Source organism: Cellulophaga sp. L1A9, assembly GCF_009797025.1.
Taxonomy (GTDB): Bacteria; Bacteroidota; Bacteroidia; order Flavobacteriales; family Flavobacteriaceae; genus Cellulophaga.
Window position 1 is genome coordinate 4222599 of the sequence record NZ_CP047027.1, and the last position, 17277, is coordinate 4239875.

General features: G+C 35.0%; 17 protein-coding genes. 4 read left to right on the plus strand and 13 right to left on the minus strand.

Going from position 1 to position 17277, the window contains the following annotated elements; translation table 11 throughout:
* The first annotated feature begins 80 nt into the window (after window positions 1-80).
* Window positions 81-1274 carry a DegT/DnrJ/EryC1/StrS aminotransferase family protein gene (locus GQR94_RS18555; protein WP_158978029.1) on the plus strand — a complete coding sequence of 398 codons (1194 nt, stop codon included), beginning with the start codon at window positions 81-83 and terminating at the stop codon, window positions 1272-1274.
* Here the strand turns inward: GQR94_RS18555 and ribB are convergent.
* The 11 genes from ribB to GQR94_RS18610 all read right to left on the minus strand — a co-directional run bounded on the left by ribB (window position 1271) and on the right by GQR94_RS18610 (window position 12282).
* Entirely contained in the window at window positions 1271-2401 is a 1131-nt protein-coding gene (ribB, locus tag GQR94_RS18560) for a 3,4-dihydroxy-2-butanone-4-phosphate synthase (protein ID WP_158978031.1), read from the minus strand. The two genes, GQR94_RS18555 and ribB, sit on opposite strands and share 4 nt — an antisense overlap.
* A 6-nt stretch (window positions 2402-2407) precedes the next feature.
* Entirely contained in the window at window positions 2408-3889 is a 1482-nt protein-coding gene (locus GQR94_RS18565) for an LptF/LptG family permease (RefSeq protein ID WP_158978033.1), read from the minus strand.
* 3 nt (window positions 3890-3892) lie between these two features.
* Window positions 3893-4534: an outer membrane lipoprotein carrier protein LolA gene (locus GQR94_RS18570; protein WP_158978035.1), complete on the minus strand. Its 642-nt coding sequence runs from the start codon at window positions 4532-4534 to the stop codon at window positions 3893-3895.
* 9 nt (window positions 4535-4543) lie between these two features.
* Complete coding sequence (locus GQR94_RS18575) at window positions 4544-6928, minus strand: DNA translocase FtsK (RefSeq protein ID WP_158978037.1); 2385 nt, start codon at window positions 6926-6928, stop codon at window positions 4544-4546.
* Between the two features lie 63 nt (window positions 6929-6991).
* On the minus strand, window positions 6992-7360 hold the full coding sequence (locus tag GQR94_RS18580; RefSeq protein WP_158978039.1) for a diacylglycerol kinase: 369 nt from the start codon (window positions 7358-7360) through the stop codon (window positions 6992-6994).
* Window positions 7353-7859, minus strand: a complete 507-nt coding sequence (gene tpx / locus GQR94_RS18585; RefSeq protein ID WP_158978041.1) for a thiol peroxidase — start codon at window positions 7857-7859, stop codon at window positions 7353-7355. Before tpx ends, GQR94_RS18580 begins: the two co-directional genes overlap by 8 nt.
* Window positions 7860-7993: 134 nt before the next feature.
* Window positions 7994-8251 carry a hypothetical protein gene (locus tag GQR94_RS18590; RefSeq protein WP_158978043.1) on the minus strand — a complete coding sequence of 86 codons (258 nt, stop codon included), beginning with the start codon at window positions 8249-8251 and terminating at the stop codon, window positions 7994-7996.
* The gene (locus tag GQR94_RS18595; protein WP_158978045.1) at window positions 8232-8546 is read right to left on the minus strand and encodes a co-chaperone YbbN; all 315 of its coding nucleotides are present in this window, start codon (window positions 8544-8546) and stop codon (window positions 8232-8234) included. The genes GQR94_RS18590 and GQR94_RS18595 overlap by 20 nt, the downstream gene beginning before the upstream one ends.
* 54 nt (window positions 8547-8600) lie before the next feature.
* Complete coding sequence (locus GQR94_RS18600) at window positions 8601-9245, minus strand: peroxiredoxin (protein WP_158978047.1); 645 nt, start codon at window positions 9243-9245, stop codon at window positions 8601-8603.
* A 239-nt stretch (window positions 9246-9484) separates the two neighbouring features.
* Window positions 9485-10990 carry a Na+/H+ antiporter NhaC gene (nhaC, locus tag GQR94_RS18605; RefSeq protein ID WP_158978049.1) on the minus strand — a complete coding sequence of 502 codons (1506 nt, stop codon included), beginning with the start codon at window positions 10988-10990 and terminating at the stop codon, window positions 9485-9487.
* Between the two features lie 71 nt (window positions 10991-11061).
* Window positions 11062-12282, minus strand: coding sequence for an aminotransferase class I/II-fold pyridoxal phosphate-dependent enzyme (locus GQR94_RS18610; protein WP_158978071.1), 1221 nt, complete (start codon window positions 12280-12282; stop codon window positions 11062-11064).
* A 237-nt stretch (window positions 12283-12519) separates the two neighbouring features.
* Here GQR94_RS18610 and GQR94_RS18615 point away from each other — a divergent pair, with 237 nt between their 5' ends.
* The 3 genes from GQR94_RS18615 to mgrA all read left to right on the plus strand — a co-directional run bounded on the left by GQR94_RS18615 (window position 12520) and on the right by mgrA (window position 15655).
* On the plus strand, window positions 12520-12978 hold the full coding sequence (locus GQR94_RS18615; protein WP_158978073.1) for an Lrp/AsnC family transcriptional regulator: 459 nt from the start codon (window positions 12520-12522) through the stop codon (window positions 12976-12978).
* 94 nt (window positions 12979-13072) lie between these two features.
* A complete protein-coding gene (gene lpdA, locus GQR94_RS18620) occupies window positions 13073-14479 on the plus strand; it encodes a dihydrolipoyl dehydrogenase (RefSeq protein ID WP_158978075.1) in 1407 nt (468 codons plus the stop codon).
* Between the two features lie 165 nt (window positions 14480-14644).
* Window positions 14645-15655: an L-glyceraldehyde 3-phosphate reductase gene (gene mgrA, locus GQR94_RS18625; protein ID WP_158978077.1), complete on the plus strand. Its 1011-nt coding sequence runs from the start codon at window positions 14645-14647 to the stop codon at window positions 15653-15655.
* Window positions 15656-15726: 71 nt separating this feature from the next.
* Here mgrA and GQR94_RS18630 read toward each other — a convergent pair whose 3' ends face one another.
* Window positions 15727-15960, minus strand: a complete 234-nt coding sequence (locus tag GQR94_RS18630; protein WP_158978080.1) for a CDGSH iron-sulfur domain-containing protein — start codon at window positions 15958-15960, stop codon at window positions 15727-15729.
* A 61-nt stretch (window positions 15961-16021) separates the two neighbouring features.
* Complete coding sequence (locus GQR94_RS18635) at window positions 16022-17215, minus strand: heparan-alpha-glucosaminide N-acetyltransferase domain-containing protein (protein WP_158978082.1); 1194 nt, start codon at window positions 17213-17215, stop codon at window positions 16022-16024.
* Window positions 17216-17277: the final 62 nt, after the last annotated feature.

Sequence of the window (17277 nt, forward strand, 5' to 3'; positions counted from 1 at the left end):
TTGTCTTTAAGGTTTGAATAACGCGCTAAATCCGTTTAATTTGCAACCGGATTTCATGTTAACTTTATAATTAAAAAAATATGCCTGGATTTGAATTGTTCGGAGATGCGGAACGGAAAGAAGTCAATGATGTTTTAGATTCAGGAGTACTCATGCGTTACGGTTTTGACGGAGCCCGTAACGATTGGAAAGCAGTTAAATTAGAAAAGCTTTTAGCAGAACGCATGCAGACGCAATATGCGCAATTGGTGAGCAGTGGTACTGCTGCCTTAAGCGTAGCATTGGTCAGTGCGGGAATTGGTGCTGGAGATGAAGTGATCATACCTACATTTACCTTTGTGGCTACTTTTGAAGCCATTTTAGCAGTTGGTGCTATTCCTGTTTTAGTAGATATTGATGAAACCTTAGGCTTAAATGCTAAAGCGGTAGAAAATGCAATTACGGAACAGACAAAGGCAATCATGCCCGTGCATATGTGCGGTTCTATGGTAGATTTAAATCCGTTGCTAAAATTATGTGCAAAACATGATTTGGTGTTGGTAGAAGACGCCTGCCAAGCTATTGGTGGTTCTTATGATAATAAACCGCTAGGGAGTATTGGAGATATAGGATGTTTCTCGTTTGATTATGTAAAAACAATTACCTGTGGTGAAGGCGGCGGACTAATTACAAACAATAAAGAGTATTATACCCATGCCGATCATTATTCAGATCACGGGCATGATCATATTGGAAAAGATAGGGGAGCAGAAGGGCATCCTTTTTTGGGCTATAATTATAGAATATCAGAATTACATGCAGCGGTTGGTGTAGCTCAAATTCAGCGTTTGGATGAGTTTTTAGCCACTCAAAAAAAATACTATACAATTTTAGAGGACGCATTAAAAACAATTCCTGAAATTACCTTTCGAAAAATACCAGAAGGTGGGGTTCAGAATTATTCTTTTATTAGTTTCTTTCTCCCTACAGAACAACTAGCAAAAACGGCACATACTTCTTTAGGACAGCACGGAGTAGATGCTTCTTTTTATTGGTATGATAACAACTGGCATTACCATACAAAATGGGAACATTTAAAAGAATTGAAATCTTTAAATCAGTTTTCAGAAACGATAGAAAAGGCCGTATTTACTTCTGAAGAAAAAGACTTCTCAGCTTCTGACCAAGTAATATCGCGCACCATCTCTTGCCTAATAAAATTAAGCTGGACGGAAGCGCAAGTACATGCCAGAGCAAAAGCTATGGTTAATGCTATTAAAGTAGTGCTAAGTTAGTACGAAACGTAATCTACAATTTCTAATCCGTAACCAATAATACCTACACGTTTAGATTGTATGGTATTGGTTAATAATTTTACTTTAGAAATATTAAGGTCGTGTAAAATCTGTGCGCCAACACCAAAATCTTTGGCATCCATCTCAATCTTAGGAGCTTTCATTTCTCCTTTGGCTTGTAGTGCTTTTAGATCTGATAATCTATTTAAAAGATTTAAAGACTGACTGTCTTGATTGATGAACAAAAAGGCACCTTTGCCTTCCGCATTAATAGCATTAAACATATCCTCAAGTTTTTTATCAGGATTGTTGGTTAGGGTACCAAGAATATCATTATTTACTAAAGTAGAATTAATTCTCGTAAGAATTTTTTCCTCTTTTTTCCAAGTGCCTTTGGTTAAAGCAATATGTACTTGATCGTTTGTCGTTTGTTGGTAGGCGCGTAATCTAAAATCTCCAAAACGCGTGGTAATGTTAAAGTCTTCTTTTTTCTCAATCAAACTATCATGTTCCATACGATAGGCAATTAAAGATTCTATAGAAACAATTTTTAAATCGTGTTTCTTAGCAACTTCAATTAATTGTGGCAGGCGCGCCATAGAGCCATCTTCGTTCATGATCTCTACAATAACACCAGCGGGTTGTAAGCCTGCCAATCGCGCAAAATCTATAGCTGCTTCAGTATGTCCTGTTCTACGTAAAACTCCGCCTTCTTTGGCGACTAAAGGAAAAATATGACCAGGTCGTGCTAAATCAAAAGCTTTAGTTTCAGGATCGGTTAAGGCTAAGACTGTTTTGGCTCTATCTCCGGCAGATATTCCTGTAGTAACTCCTTTCCCACGTAAATCTACAGAAACAGTAAAGGCAGTCTCCATATGGTCTGTGTTGTTCGATACCATCATGTGTAAACCTAATTCTTTACACCTGCTTTCGGTCAAAGGGGCACATATAAGTCCGCGGCCTTGTGTAGCCATAAAATTGATTACTTCGGGAGTAGCCAATTCTGCAGCTGCTAAAAAATCTCCTTCATTCTCTCTATTTTCATCATCAACAACGATAATAACTTTACCGTTTTTAATATCGATAATAGCTTCTTCTATAGTATCTAGACGCGTTATATTTTCCATACTTTTTTATTTTCTACTAGGCATTAATTTTTTAAAGCCATTTTTAAATAGATCTATTACCACTCCAAAACTTATTAATCCTTTGTCTTCAGTGGCTCTTTTCGTTAAAAATATACCCAAGGGTAACATAATTAATGTGGAGGTCCAAGCGCCAATAATCGGATTCATATTTCCATCTTTAGCATAATTTTCTGAAAATACACCGATGAAATAATAGGTTAAGAATAAAAGAATAGCAACAACCATTGGTACTCCAAGTCCACCTTTACGGATAATAGCTCCTAAGGGTGCTCCCACAAAAAAAAGTACAATACACGATAAGCCTAAGGCAAATTTTTTGTGTAAGGATACAATATGCATGTTGTAAATTTTGTAGCGTTTATCCAATTCGTCTTTCTTACTGCTTATCGAAGCTATGATATTGGTCGTCGTATTTTTTGCAGCGTTTAAGATTTGACTCTTTTGGTATTCAGGATATAGATTGACAATATTTAAAGTATCAAACATTACTTTTTGTAATAGCAATGAATCTTTAGGTAAAGGCTTAAAATTAGCCTTATCTAAACTATCTTTTTTTGACAAAACAGCAAAAGCTCCCGCTCTGTTGTGGATACTTTTTGAAAAGGTTTCTACAATGGTAAGGTTGTTCTTTTTTATAGAATCGGCATCTTTTATCAACCGCATTACATTTTTCATCTTGTCGGTAGTCACCGCTCTATCTTCTTCTAAATTAACATCTAATGTAGAGATATCTTGATTGATGGTGTACACTTCAAAACTAGATTTAGCAAAAGGGTATTTCCGATTCTCTGAAGTTTTCTTTTTTACAATATCTTCATAATAATGACCATCTCTTAAAACCAGTTTTAAAATATCAGATCCTTCACTACTTACTAATTCTCCTGTTTTTGCTTTAATTACGGTGTTATTTATACCGTTGTCAGATTTTCTATGGATGATAACATTTTCTAAAAAACGCTCATTATCACCGTATTTACGATCTACCTTCATATTCATATTGGTCCCTTCTAAATCACTAAAAGCACCTTCAACAATAGCGGTAGACGGTTTAACTTGTCCAATATTTTTTCTAAGGTTGTATATTTTTTGTTCTGAAGCAGGAATAACGCTATTGGCAAAATAAAACACCACGACACCCAATATACAAACAAAAATAATTAAAGGACGCATAGACCGTTGCAAGGAAATACCAGAGGCTTTCATGGCAGCAAATTCGTAGTTTTCCGCGATGGAACCAAAGGTTAGAATAGAGGCCAATAGCACCGTTAAAGGAAGTACCTTCTCCATAAGATTAGGCATGATATAGAAGAGAAACTTAAGGATAATCATAATATCCAAGCCTCTACCGGCCAAATCGTCTATAAACAGCCAGATCGTTTGAAATACGAAGATGAGCATCAGTATTGCAAACGAGCTGAAGAAATTGTATAAGAATCTACTTAATAAATAACGGTCTAATATTCTCAATGCTTAGTTTCTTATGATGTAGTAACCTTCTTTTTTGTACTTAGCTTCATCAAAAGTAAATAAGCTATTTGATAAAGGCTGGTTTGTTTTAAAAGAATTAACAGTGATTGTCGTTTTAGTCCCGTTTTTACCTGTTTCTATTAGTTTATAGATGTGTTTTGTTTCGGCATCGATACCTAATAAGATTGTTTTAATCTCAGAATTAGTATCTATAGGAGTTAATTTAACGAATTGAATTTTTCTACCTTGAATATTTTGTAAAATATCCATTTCATAATTATGCCCTGTTTTATAAAACGTTAGCATTTTTGATGGCGTGATGGTATTTTCTTCTGCAGACTTGTCTTCAATGGTTACCTCTTCATTTTCAGGTACAATAGTGTATACTTTTGCACCGTCAAACAATTGTTTGGATCCTAAATAATTAAATAAATATTTATCGCCTTGCATGGTAACATCACCACGTGTTTCCTGATTTATATTTGCTTCCTTATTATTTAAAGCATACTTAAAATCTACGTAAATATTGTCATAACTTTTTACCTTGTTGTAAACGTCATCTAGCAAAGTTTTTGCTTTTGCTGAGTTTTGCGCCATGGAAAGGGCAGAGGACAAAAGTGCTACTAAAACAATAATCTTTTTCATAATCAAATTTTATTTTTTTTCGTTGTTAAAAATTACTTCAAGAGCTGCCATATCTGTAACATAAACCTGTCTGGCTTTACTGCCTTCAAATGGGCCTACAATTCCTGCGGCTTCTAATTGGTCGATAATACGACCTGCTCTATTATAACCTAATTTCAATTTTCTTTGGATTAGAGAGGCTGATCCTTGCTGCGCAATTACAATAACTTCTGCTGCATCACGAAACAAAGCATCTCTATCCGTGATATTATTATCAAGACTTGTGCCAGATTCTTCTCCTTCATATTCCGGAAGTAAATGTGCGTCTGGATATGCGCGCTGAGAGCCTATGAATTCTACAATCTTAGCAACTTCTGGAGTATCAACAAAAGCACACTGAATTCGTGTCACGTCATTTCCTTGGGTATACAACATATCACCACGACCAATAAGCTGATCTGCTCCTTGTGCATCTAAAATAGTACGAGAATCTATCTTAGACGTTACCCTAAAAGCAATACGTGCAGGGAAGTTGGCTTTTATAATCCCCGTAATTACGTTTACAGAAGGACGTTGAGTTGCAATAATTAAGTGAATACCAATAGCACGCGCAAGTTGTGCTAAACGGGCTATAGGTGTTTCTACTTCTTTACCAGCCGTCATAATAAGATCGGCAAACTCATCAATCACTAAAACAATGTAGGGTAAGAACATGTGTCCGTCATTCGGATTTAATTTACGCGCTTTAAACTTAACATTGTATTCTTTAATATTACGTACCAATGCCATTTTTAATAACTCATACCGATTATCCATTTCGATACAAAGAGAGTTCAGGGTATGAATAACCTTGGTATTGTCCGTAATAATAGCATCTTCAGAATTGGGTAGTTTTGCTAAAAAGTGACGTTCTATCTTATTAAAAAGGGTTAATTCCACCTTTTTCGGGTCAATTAAGACAAATTTCACTTCTGCGGGATGCTTCTTATAGAGTAAAGAAGTTAGTACTGCATTTAATCCAACAGACTTCCCTTGACCAGTAGCTCCTGCCATAAGTAAGTGAGGCATTTTTGCCAAATCTACAACGAAAGTCTCATTACTAATGGTTTTACCAAAAGCAATAGGCAATTGCATTTCTGCTTTTTGGAATTTACTTGAAGTAATTACAGAACGCATAGACACAATAGTGGCATTCTTGTTGGGCACCTCAATACCTATAGTTCCTTTCCCTGGAATAGGGGCTATAATACGAATCCCTAAAGCGGCAAGCGATAAAGCAATATCATCTTCTAAGTTTTTTATTTTAGAGATACGTACTCCTGCTTCTGGAACAATCTCATATAAGGTTACCGTAGGACCAATAGTAGCTTTAATTTGCGCAATTCCTATTTTATAGTTTTTTAGGGTCTCTACAATCTTGTTTTTATTTTCTTCTAATTCCTCTTGATTGATAGTAATACCTCCGGTTACCCCGTGTTGATCTAATAAATCTATAGTTGGGAATTTATAATTACCCAACTCTAAGGTAGGATCAAATTCTCCGTAATCTTCCACCAATTTACTGGCTAAATTATCGGTTTCTTCTTTTTCTTCTACTATTTTTTCCACCTGCATAGGAAGCTCTTCCTCAATAACTTCTTCTTCTACAGGAATAGTCACTTCAAAATCTTTATCCACAGTATTGGTTTCCATTACTGGAATATCCTTTTTATGGGTATAGGTCTCTACAATCTTTTGCTTTTCTTCTTTTTTAATAAGTGCTTCTACTTCTTCTTCAGAATACGTTTCTGCCGCAACATCATCATCCTTAAATTCTTTAGAAATAGAACTTTTCTTCTGTTTGTAATAGTCAGAGATATGATCAGGAGTCAATTTAAATAAGCGTACTAAGATGACGATAAGACCAAATAGCAGCAATAGAATTACGCCTAGTTTCCCTACATAATCTTGCAAAAAGTCATTCATCTCGTAACCTACTAATCCGCCTAAAAGTGGCCTTTTTTCTGCAAAGAAACCTAAGGTTAATGAGATCCATATAACGAATACCAATCCCCAAATCCATTTTCTTAGGAGCCCCGTATCTTTTAAGCTTAAAAATAAACGTAGTCCGCTCACAAAGAAAAGAAAGGTGAAAATTAGCGCGGCAATTCCAAAGCCTTTATAGACGAAGAAATGACTTATGGCTGCTCCAAATTTATTGAGTAAGTTTTTTGCTTCTTGATTGCGGTTAGAAAATTCTGAGAGCAAACTTTGATCGTCTTGCCAGGTGAAAAAGAACGATATAAAAGCAAAAAAAAGTGCTACACTAAAAAGCATGATTAAGCTTCCTAGTATAATTTTATTTTGTTTTGATAATTTTAAAGACACCTTTTTCTTAGGAGGTGTTGATTTTGAGCTTTTTGACTTTTTTGCCATTAAATCTTTTATTCTAGAGGGCTAAAATACAAATTTACCTTGTATGCGAAAGATATAACCGTTCTAAAAAAACTTAGGGAGGTATATAATTAAGCCGATAATGGATGAAGCAATAGATACAAGCATTACCGCTCCAGCAGCGATATCTTTTATAAAACCAATTTTTTCATCAAATTCTGGTTGTATATAATCTGATATTTTTTCAACAGCAGTGTTCATTCCTTCCACGCCAAGGACTAAAGCAATGGCAAATATTTGCAAAATCCATTCGGTTTTAGTAATCCCAAAATAGAAACCAGCACTGGTCATTACAATAGCTATAAAAACCTGAATTTTTATACTTGCTTCGGTACGAATTAAAAGTACGGCTCCACGCAATGCGAAGCCGACGCTTTTTATTCTATTTACTAAAAAAGACTCTTTTTTAGGCATTTACAAGGGCTTCAAGGGCAGCTTTATAATTTGGCTCTTCTGTTGTTTCTGCAACTTGCTCTGTATAGATTACTTTTCCTTCTTCATCTAAAACAACTACAGATCTAGAAAGTAATGGTGCTAATGGGCCGTCTGCAAAAGATACCCCATAGGTAGTACCAAAGTTTGCATCTTTAAAATCAGACAACATTTCTACGTTAGTTAAACCTTCTGCGCCACAAAAACGAGCTTGTGCGAAAGGCAAATCTTTAGACACACATAAAACCACTGTGTTCTTTAATTCTGATGCTTCTGTATTAAACTGACGTACAGATTGTGCGCATGTACCCGTATCTACACTTGGGAAAATATTTAATACAACTTTCTTTCCTTTGTATTGCGCTAAATCTGCACTTGATAAATCATTCTTTGTAAGTGAAAAACTTGGAGCAGAAGTACCTACTGCTGGTAAACTTCCTATAGTATTTAATTTATTTCCTTTTAAGGTTACAATAGCCATAATTATGTTTGTGTTTAATTCTGTGTGAAATTATAAAATATATCTTTCAAATGTTAAAATTCGCTTTGAAAAATTTTAAATAAAAAAAAGTCCATTCGGAGTACAAATGGACTTTAAAATTTCAATTGGGTTTATTATTTATCAATGGAACCCATCACTCTTTGCATGAAACCATTTAAAGCTTCTTTTTGAGTGGCTCCGCTTTTAACGGCTTTGTGTACTTCAAGGGCACCATACATATTAGAGATTAATTCTCCAATGACATCAAGTTCTTCATCTTTTAAAGAAGAAACTTCAGTTAGTGCTTCAAGTGTTTCTATTGTTTCGTGTACGTAATCTTCATCATTCTCCTGGATGAAGTTCGTTAAATGTTTAATTACTGGTAATTTCACCGATCAAATCTTTTAATACTTCATACTTATTTGTTTGCACTTGATTTTTTAATTTCCCACCAGAGAAGGCCGCAAATGTTGGAAGGTTATCCACATTCGCTAATTTTCTAGATTCTGGAAATTTTTCAGCATCAGCAATTACAAAAGTTATATTTTCATTTGTTGAAGCCTCTTTTTTAAATTTAGGCTTCATAATACGGCAATTGCCACACCAAGTAGCAGAATACTGAACGACTACATTTTCGTTTTGATCAATAATTTCTTGTAAATTATCTTGTTCTAATTCTAAAATCATAAGTAGTTAATTTAGAAATTAACCCCATTACAAAAAGTAATGGGGTCCTTAAATTTAGTTAATGTGACTTGCTAAATATTCTTTAGTTCCTTTAGCATTTGCTTGCATAGCATCTTTACCTTCTTCCCAGTTTGCAGGACAAACTTCGCCATTTTTCTGTACGTGCGTATACGCATCAATCAAACGTAAAAATTCATTTACATTTCTACCTACTGGCATGTGGTTAACCCCTTCATGGAATACAGTACCTTCTTCATCAATTAAATAAGTGGCTCTGTACGTTACATTATCACCTTCAACAGTAACAACACCTGTTTCATCATTGTATTGCTCGTTAGTAATATCTAAAATTCCTAATGTAGACGATAAATTTCTGTTGCTATCTGCTAATATTGGATACGTTACTCCTTCAATTCCTCCATTATCTTTTGCAGTACTTAACCATGCAAAGTGTACTTCAGGTGTATCACAAGAAGCACCAATAACGATAGTATTTCTTTTTTCAAATTCTCCTAGTGCAGCTTGAAAAGCATGTAATTCTGTAGGGCAAACAAAAGTAAAATCTTTTGGGTACCAGAAAAGAACAACTTTCTTGTTATTTTTTTGAGCTTCCTCTAAAACATTTATTTTAAAAGTGTCTCCTAAATCATTCATTGCATTTACGCTTAAACTTGGAAACTTTTTACCTACTATTGACATATTCTATATAATTTTTAGTGTTATTAGCTACTGTAAAATTAAGATTAGAAAAGGAGAATAGGCGTAATAAATATTTAAAAAATTGATAGGTCTATACTATTTATTGATGATGGAAATGACATCCAACAAATGCTGTGAACTTGATATTTTTAGGGGTAGTATTTTACGATATTAGAAATAAAAGGCTCCATATGTAGTGATTATCATAGAAACCTATTTTAATTGTTTTTTAAGTATTCTTATTTTGTAGTGATTTCTTTCTTCTCTCCAGTAACCAATCGCTTGATTTTGATGTTTAAACCAGCAAATATTAAGGTCATGATAGGACTTAACCAGTTGAATACGGCAAAGACTAAGTAATCTACTACAGGAACTCCTAAAACACTACTGTGGTAAGCGCCACAGGTATTCCAAGGAATTAATACCGAAGTTACCGTACCAGAATCTTCCAGCGTTCTACTTAAGTTTTCAGGTGCTAAACCTTTGTCTTTATATGCTTTGGCAAACATTTTTCCAGGGACTACTATTGCTAAGTATTGATCTGATGCTGTTACGTTTAACGCAATACAGCTTGCTACCGTACTGGCAAATAAACTAAAAGTAGATTGCGCTAAGCTTAATAAAGATCTGCTTATTCTTGCTAGAGCACCAATCCCATCCATAATACCACCAAAAACCATGGCGCAAATAATGAGCCAAATAGTCCCTAGCATACCCGCCATTCCATTTGAGGTAAACAAATCACTCAAAACAGCATTCTCTGTTGTAATAGTTGTTTTTACAGTGATGGCATTTAAAATACCTTTGTAAGCGGACTCAAAAGTTAATGAGGCTGCATTTGTAAGATTCATCACAATTTCGGGCTGAAAAATAATAGCAAAAATTCCACCTAACAAAGTTCCTATTAATAAAGCTAAAAGGGGAGGAGCTTTTTTTAAAATTAATAAGATAACTACAACGGGAACAAGAAAAAGCCATCCGGTGATATTAAAAGTAGCATCAATTGAATTTAAAATAGATGCTGTATCTGCTGTTCCTGTTGTGTCTATAGTGAACCCCAGAATTATAAAGACTATAAGTGTAACAGTTATAGTAGGTATGGTGGTGTAAAACATATATTTAATATGCGTAAATAACTCTCCTCCGGCCATAGCGGGTGCCAAGTTAGTGGTATCACTTAAAGGAGACATTTTATCTCCAAAGTAAGCTCCTGAAAGTATGGCTCCAGCGGTCATCCCTAAAGGAATTCCTAGAGTGTTACCAATACCAATAAGTGCGATACCTACGGTTGCAGAAGTAGTCCAAGAACTACCCGTTGCTACCGATATGATAGAACAGATAACCACACAAGCGGCTAAAAAGATTGTAGGATTTAATACCTGTAATCCGTAATAAATCATCGATGGAATAATACCACTCACGAGCCAGGTACCGGAAAGAGCACCTACCATTAATAAAATAAGAAGGGCTCCTGAAGTTGATTTTAGATTTTCGGCAACTTCAGCCATCATCTGCTCATAGCTAACCTTATTAAAAAAACCTACAATAGCTGCGACGGCACCTCCTAATAACAAAATAAATTGGTTAGAGCCACTTAGTGCATCATCACCAAAAACAAATACGTTGTACGCCAACATGCCTACCAAAATGAATACTGGAATTAGAGCTTCCCAAATGCTCAACTCTTTATTTTCTACAATGTGTTCATTTTCAGGCCCCGAAGGATTCAAGCTTTGATTTTGCATTAAAAATGTGATTTGTTATTCCGTAATAATACGATTTTGGCGCTATTCCTGCAAGTGTGTTATACGGTATTTTATGCGCTTACATGTTCTGTGCTCAGAATACCTAACTCTTCCATGCATGCTTTCATAATTTTATAGGTGCGGGCTATATCATCATCTAAACCAATAGAAAAGCGGATTAAACCTTCACCAAGTCCCATTTCTTTCTGTTCATCCATAGGAATTTCGGAAGATGTAGATGTTCCAGGTGCACTAAAGAGGGTTTTGTAAAAGCCAAGACTAACGGCTAAATATCCCAAATTCTTTTTCTGCATTAATTCCATCAAATTATTGGCATTGTCTAAACTCCCTACATTTAAAGTAAGTAACCCGCCATAACCAAAATCTTTATTCCTTTGTTTGTTCATAATTTCATGACCAGGATGAGATGGTAAGCCGGGGTAAGAAACTACTAATCCGTCTTCTTGAAATTTATCTGCCAAATACTGTGCGTTTTCAGCATGTTTTTTCATTCTGATGTGCAAAGTCCGCATGTTTTTTAAAATAGAAGAAGCTCGTAAACTATCTAAGGTGCTTCCTAATAACATCGCAGCACCGCTGTTTACATCTTTTAAACTCGTACAGAAATCTACAGTACCACATACGACACCAGCAACACAATCACTAGTACCATTAATAAATTTTGTTAAACTATGAATCACCACATCTGCACCTAACTTACCAGGTGTAATGGCTAGAGGAGAGAAGGTGTTGTCTACAATTAGAGGTAAATTATATTTTTTTGCCAATTTGGAGAGCGCTGCAATATCTGCCACTTCTAATAAAGGGTTACTCACCGCTTCGCAATAAATCATTTTTGTTTTAGGGGTGATTGCTTTTTCTACAGCATCAAGACTAGTGGTGTCTACAAAGGAGGTTTTTATGTTGAATTTTTTAAGAAAATTTTTCATGAACGCATAGGTACCACCGTAAATAGTTCTGCTACTTACAATGTGGTCATCTGCATCACATAGTTGCAAGATTACGGAGGTAATAGCACCCATTCCACTAGCATACACATTAGCTGTTTCGGTTCCTTCTAAGGCGGCTAAAGCTTCTCCTAAGTATAGGTTAGAAGGTGTGGAGTGTCTGCTGTAAAGATAGCAGCCTTCCGTATTTCCTTCAAACGTATCAAACATGGTTTTGGCAGCCATAAATGTATAGGTAGAGGAATCTGATATAGAAGGGTTTACACCTCCAAATTCTCCGAAAAATTGTAAATCTTGTAAATTATCTGCAGCCTTGTAATCCATAGCGAATAGTATATTAAATTAATAAAAAGGGTAATCCGCCAATCCAGACATCAACAAACATAAAAACTGAATCGGCGGATATATCAACACTTTAATCTTCCTTAAAAATACCTATATTGTTAAAATATATCAATGAATACTTAGATGTATAGATTATAAAACTATATATGATATATTTTGTAGATTTATAGTTTGTTATATTCATGTATGAGCTATAAATAGTGAAAATTTGTCAGAATGAAATTAGATAAAATTGATACTCAACTGCTTAACCTGCTTCAGGCGAACAGTAAAAAAACCACTAAAGAGTATGCAAATAGCTTAAATCTATCTGTAACAGCGGTTTATGAGCGTATTAAACGTTTAGAAAAACATGGCGCTATAGCTAAGTATGTAGCAATAGTCAATAAGAAAACAGTAAACAAAGAGTTTACAGTGCTTTGTCATGTAAAATTAGCACAGCATACAAAAGACTATGTTACCGATTTTGAAAAGGAAGTAGTAAAATTAAAAGAGGTCGTAGAGTGTTATCATATCAGTGGGGATTATGACTATATTTTAAAAGTACATGTCACCAATATGGAGGAGTATAGAAGTTTTATGGTTTCTAAATTAACAGCCATTAGTCATATTGGAAGTACGCAAAGTTCATTTGTGATTACAGAAGTTAAGCATACCACAGCAATTGCTATATAGTAGTTTATTATAACAGAAGTTTAGGGCTTTGAAGGCTTCTATACCAGAAATTAGTGCTAATTTTGTTATGTTTATAAAAATTTAATTCAAAATTATGAGTTTATACGATGTAGCCATTATTGGTTCAGGTCCAGGTGGATATGTTGCAGCTATTCGCTGTGCGCAATTAGGAATGAAAACTGCAATTATTGAAAAATATAGCACTTTGGGAGGAACTTGCTTAAATGTAGGATGTATTCCTTCTAAGGCATTATTAGATTCTTCGCATCACTATGAAGATGCTATAAAACATTTTGAAGAGCATGGAATTGAGATTTCTGGAGACATAAAATTGAATCTAGAAAAGATGATATCTCGCAAGCAAGGTGTTGTTGATATGACAACAAAAGGGATTGAGTTTTTGATGGATAAAAATAAAATTGATGTATTTACAGGTACAGGAAGTTTTAAAGACGCTACGCATATTGTTATTGCTAAAGCAGATGGAACTTCAGAAACTATAGAAGCAAAAAATACTATTATTGCTACAGGTTCTAAGCCATCAAGCCTACCCTTCATCAAATTAGATAAAGAGCGTGTTATTACCTCTACAGAAGCGCTTAAGCTAAAAGAAGTGCCAAAACACATGATTGTTATCGGTGGTGGTGTAATTGGACTAGAATTAGGGCAAGTATATAAAAGACTAGGAGCAGAAGTTACTGTTGTTGAATTTATGGATCGTATTATTCCAGGGATGGATGGTGCGTTATCTAAAGAATTAATGAAAGTATTGAAGAAGCAAAAAATAAAATTCCAACTTTCTCACAAAGTAAAATCTGTAGAACGTAAAGGAGATGAAGTTATCGTAAAAGCGGATAATAAAAAGGGAGAAGAAATTACCTTCACTGGAGATTATTGTTTAGTTGCAGTAGGTCGTCATGCCTATACCGATGGATTAAATCTTGAAGCGGCTGGCGTAAAATTAGAAGAAAGAGGTAGAGTAGCTGTAAATGAGCATTTACAAACCAATGTTTCTAATATTTATGCTATTGGTGATGTAATTAAAGGTGCAATGCTTGCGCACAAAGCGGAAGAAGAGGGGACTTTAGTTGCTGAAATTTTGGCAGGACAAAAACCTCACATTGATTACAACTTAATTCCAGGTGTTGTTTACACATGGCCAGAAGTTGCAGCAGTAGGGCAAACAGAAGAGCAATTAAAAGAGGCGGGTATTGAATATAAATCTGGTTCTTTTCCTATGCGTGCTTTAGGACGTTCTAGGGCTAGTGGGGATACCGACGGATTTGTAAAAATTCTTGCAGACAAAAAGACAGATGAAGTTTTAGGAGTTCATATGATTGGTGCTCGTGTTGCAGATTTAATAGCAGAAGGCGTAACAGCAATGGAGTTTAGAGCTTCTGCTGAAGATATCGCTAGAATGAGTCACGCACATCCAACCTATGCTGAAGCGGTAAAAGAAGCTGCTCTGGCAGCGACTGAAGATAGAGCGCTACACGTGTAATCTAAAATAGAATTCATATAGGCCTATCAAAATTTATATACTCGTTTTATCAGTATTTAAATTTGATAGGCTTTTTTATTTTTAATAAAGTGCTTAATTTCTTTAAAAGAGGGTTGCGTTCATATAAATGAAAAATAATAGTAAGGAATATTTAAAATCTCATAGATGCAGATAAATGACAAAACAGGAATAGAAAACTACCAAGCGCATTCTGATAGGTATACTTCCATGACCTACAATCGTGCAGGAAAAAGTGGAGTTTTGCTTCCAGCAATATCTTTAGGTTTATGGCATAATTTTGGTTTTGTAGATAACATTCAAAACGGACGCGAAGTTTTAAGAACGGCTTTCGATTTGGGAATTACTCATTTTGATTTGGCTAATAATTATGGACCTCCTTACGGGTCTGCAGAAGAAAACTTTGGGACCATTTTTAAAAAAGATTTTCAAGCGTATCGCGATGAGTTGTTCATAGCTTCCAAAGCGGGGTATGATATGTGGCCTGGTCCTTATGGTAATATGGGATCTCGTAAATATTTAATCGCCAGTTTAGATCAAAGTCTAAAGAGAATGGGGGTAGACTATGTAGATATTTTTTATCACCATAGACCTGATCCAGATACGCCACTAGAAGAAACAATGGGTGCGCTAGCAGATATTGTACGTCAAGGGAAAGCTCTTTATGTAGGGATTTCTAACTACCAACCAGAGGAAACCAAAGAAGCAGCCAGATTATTGAAAGAGATGAGCGTCCCTTTTATACTGCACCAAGCACGGTATTCTATTTTTGATAAATGGGTAGAAAATGGTTTGCTAGATACTTTAGATGAAGCAGGAGTTGGTTGCATTGCTTTTTCTCCACTGGCGCAAGGAATGCTTACCAATAAATATGTACATGGTATTCCAAAGGATTCTAGGGCGGCGAAAAATTTTACGTATCTAGAAACGACACAGGTGCAGGAGAATCTTGAAAAAATAAAAGGATTGGCGAAAATAGCGGAGGAACGTGGCCAGAAATTATCGCAAATGGCGATTGCTTGGTTATTGAAAAGACCAACGGTATCATCGGTTCTTATTGGAGCTAGTTCTTCACAACAATTAAAAGAAAACGTAGCAGCCTTAGATAATTTAGCATTTTCACCGGAAGAAATAATAAAGATTAATCAGTTTTCTTAAGCTAAGCTGTTTATACTTTAATATTTGAATATCATAAAAAAGCCATCTCTAGTTAAGATGGCTTTTTTCTACTATAAATTTTTGTGCGTACCATCGCAATACGGAGGGTTACTTGTTTTTTTACACGTACACAAATATGCTTTCTTATCTTCTTCTACAGAAAATCGAAGGGAAGGTGTTGCGTTATGTGCTTTGTGAGAACCATCACAAAATGGTTGGTTACTACTATGGCTGCAAGTACACCATCCGTAATTTTTATCTTTTTCTAAATCTACTGCAATAGGAGAATATTTCTCTTCACTCATATAATTTTTTTTAAAAAAGAGTGAAGATAATAGAATTTGTTATACCAAGAGAAGTACCGTATTAATCTTTAACCAATCTAAATAACTTAAGGGTAGCCGTTCTTAATTTTACAAAAAGATCCTTACTCAGTTTTAAAGCAAAAGAACTCCATGGCTCTAGAATTAAAGCAACCTGTTTTACTTTACTAGCTATCGTAGCTTTAATGACTACTTTACGTTTTTCATATTGTAAAGCTAAAAAAGTACAAGTCACCATAAAAGCAATTGCGCCTGGAATAATTACAGTTGGAGATAGGGAGTGATTGAAGAAATAATAAAAACCTACTCCTATAAAACTTCCATAAAGTATAATATAATGTACTACGTAAATAGATAATGTGCTTTGCCCCATTTTAAGCAAGGTACTGTTTGTCATAAGTTTCCTTAGCAACATAAATACAGCAAAAACGAGAAGTACATCTCCCAAACGAATAAATAAGTAATTGTTGAAGAATATATCTGCAAACAATTGGATTTTTGTAGTTTCTGCTAAGTATAAAAATACAGATGAAGAACCAAACAATAGACCAGTACCTACTAGAATAGCGGTACTTATGGCAACAGGGTATAGGTATTTTGCACTTTTAAACTTTGCGAAAATTAAAGATAAAAATGCACCACAAGTCGCATAGCCAAACCATGGGAAAATTGTAAACACAGATCCATTTGCTCTGGTGAAATAATTTGCAAAAGTTTGTGGCAAATAGGCGTGTACCCATTTGCTGTAATTTGGCTCAAATATGAAAAGCAATACTGTAACTAAAAGTAACGCAATTGGGAAGAGTGTTTTTCTTTTTTCGGTGATAACATAAAGCGCTATAATTCCCAATAGAGACAAACCGATGCAGTGCAATACATCAACCAAATAAAAGGTATCGTAAATTTGCCCCACCATTAAGCCCCAAAAGTTCAAGCGCAAAAGGTATCCAATAAATAATAGCTGTAAACCACGCTTAATGCCTTTTGCAACTCTCGGGTTTTTAAACCCTGTTTTATCTCCTTTGGTTAATAAATAGGTAAATATAAACCCTGAGACAGTAAAAAAGACTGGTGCAGTAATCCCTCTGAAATACAGCCAAATAGTGTACCCCATGTTAGAAGTATCCCTAAAAGCATTGTCCAGTAAACCATCTACAAAATGTCCTTGTAGCATCATTAATATTGCCCACGCACGCATGGCATCAATAAAGTAAAGTCTGTCCGGTTTATTTATCATTTCATAAATAATTTACTGTATATACCTGTTAAACAGTAATTTTAGATGTTTAGTACCGCAAA

Excerpts from the sequence above, each read along its gene's own strand:
- mgrA (WP_158978077.1), top strand. The coding sequence starts at position 14,645 with ATGCAGATAAATGACAAAACAGGAATAGAAAACTACCAAGCGCATTCT.
- GQR94_RS18615 (WP_158978073.1), top strand. The coding sequence starts at position 12,520 with ATGAAATTAGATAAAATTGATACTCAACTGCTTAACCTGCTTCAGGCG.
- GQR94_RS18635 (WP_158978082.1), bottom strand. The coding sequence starts at position 17,215 with ATGATAAATAAACCGGACAGACTTTACTTTATTGATGCCATGCGTGCG.
- lpdA (WP_158978075.1), top strand. The coding sequence starts at position 13,073 with ATGAGTTTATACGATGTAGCCATTATTGGTTCAGGTCCAGGTGGATAT.
- GQR94_RS18570 (WP_158978035.1), bottom strand. The coding sequence starts at position 4,534 with ATGAAAAAGATTATTGTTTTAGTAGCACTTTTGTCCTCTGCCCTTTCC.
- tpx (WP_158978041.1), bottom strand. The coding sequence starts at position 7,859 with ATGGCTATTGTAACCTTAAAAGGAAATAAATTAAATACTATAGGAAGT.
- GQR94_RS18600 (WP_158978047.1), bottom strand. The coding sequence starts at position 9,245 with ATGTCAATAGTAGGTAAAAAGTTTCCAAGTTTAAGCGTAAATGCAATG.
- GQR94_RS18610 (WP_158978071.1), bottom strand. The coding sequence starts at position 12,282 with ATGGATTACAAGGCTGCAGATAATTTACAAGATTTACAATTTTTCGGA.
- nhaC (WP_158978049.1), bottom strand. The coding sequence starts at position 10,990 with ATGCAAAATCAAAGCTTGAATCCTTCGGGGCCTGAAAATGAACACATT.
- GQR94_RS18595 (WP_158978045.1), bottom strand. The coding sequence starts at position 8,546 with ATGATTTTAGAATTAGAACAAGATAATTTACAAGAAATTATTGATCAA.
- GQR94_RS18575 (WP_158978037.1), bottom strand. The coding sequence starts at position 6,928 with ATGGCAAAAAAGTCAAAAAGCTCAAAATCAACACCTCCTAAGAAAAAG.
- GQR94_RS18580 (WP_158978039.1), bottom strand. The coding sequence starts at position 7,360 with ATGCCTAAAAAAGAGTCTTTTTTAGTAAATAGAATAAAAAGCGTCGGC.
- ribB (WP_158978031.1), bottom strand. The coding sequence starts at position 2,401 with ATGGAAAATATAACGCGTCTAGATACTATAGAAGAAGCTATTATCGAT.
- GQR94_RS18630 (WP_158978080.1), bottom strand. The coding sequence starts at position 15,960 with ATGAGTGAAGAGAAATATTCTCCTATTGCAGTAGATTTAGAAAAAGAT.
- GQR94_RS18555 (WP_158978029.1), top strand. The coding sequence starts at position 81 with ATGCCTGGATTTGAATTGTTCGGAGATGCGGAACGGAAAGAAGTCAAT.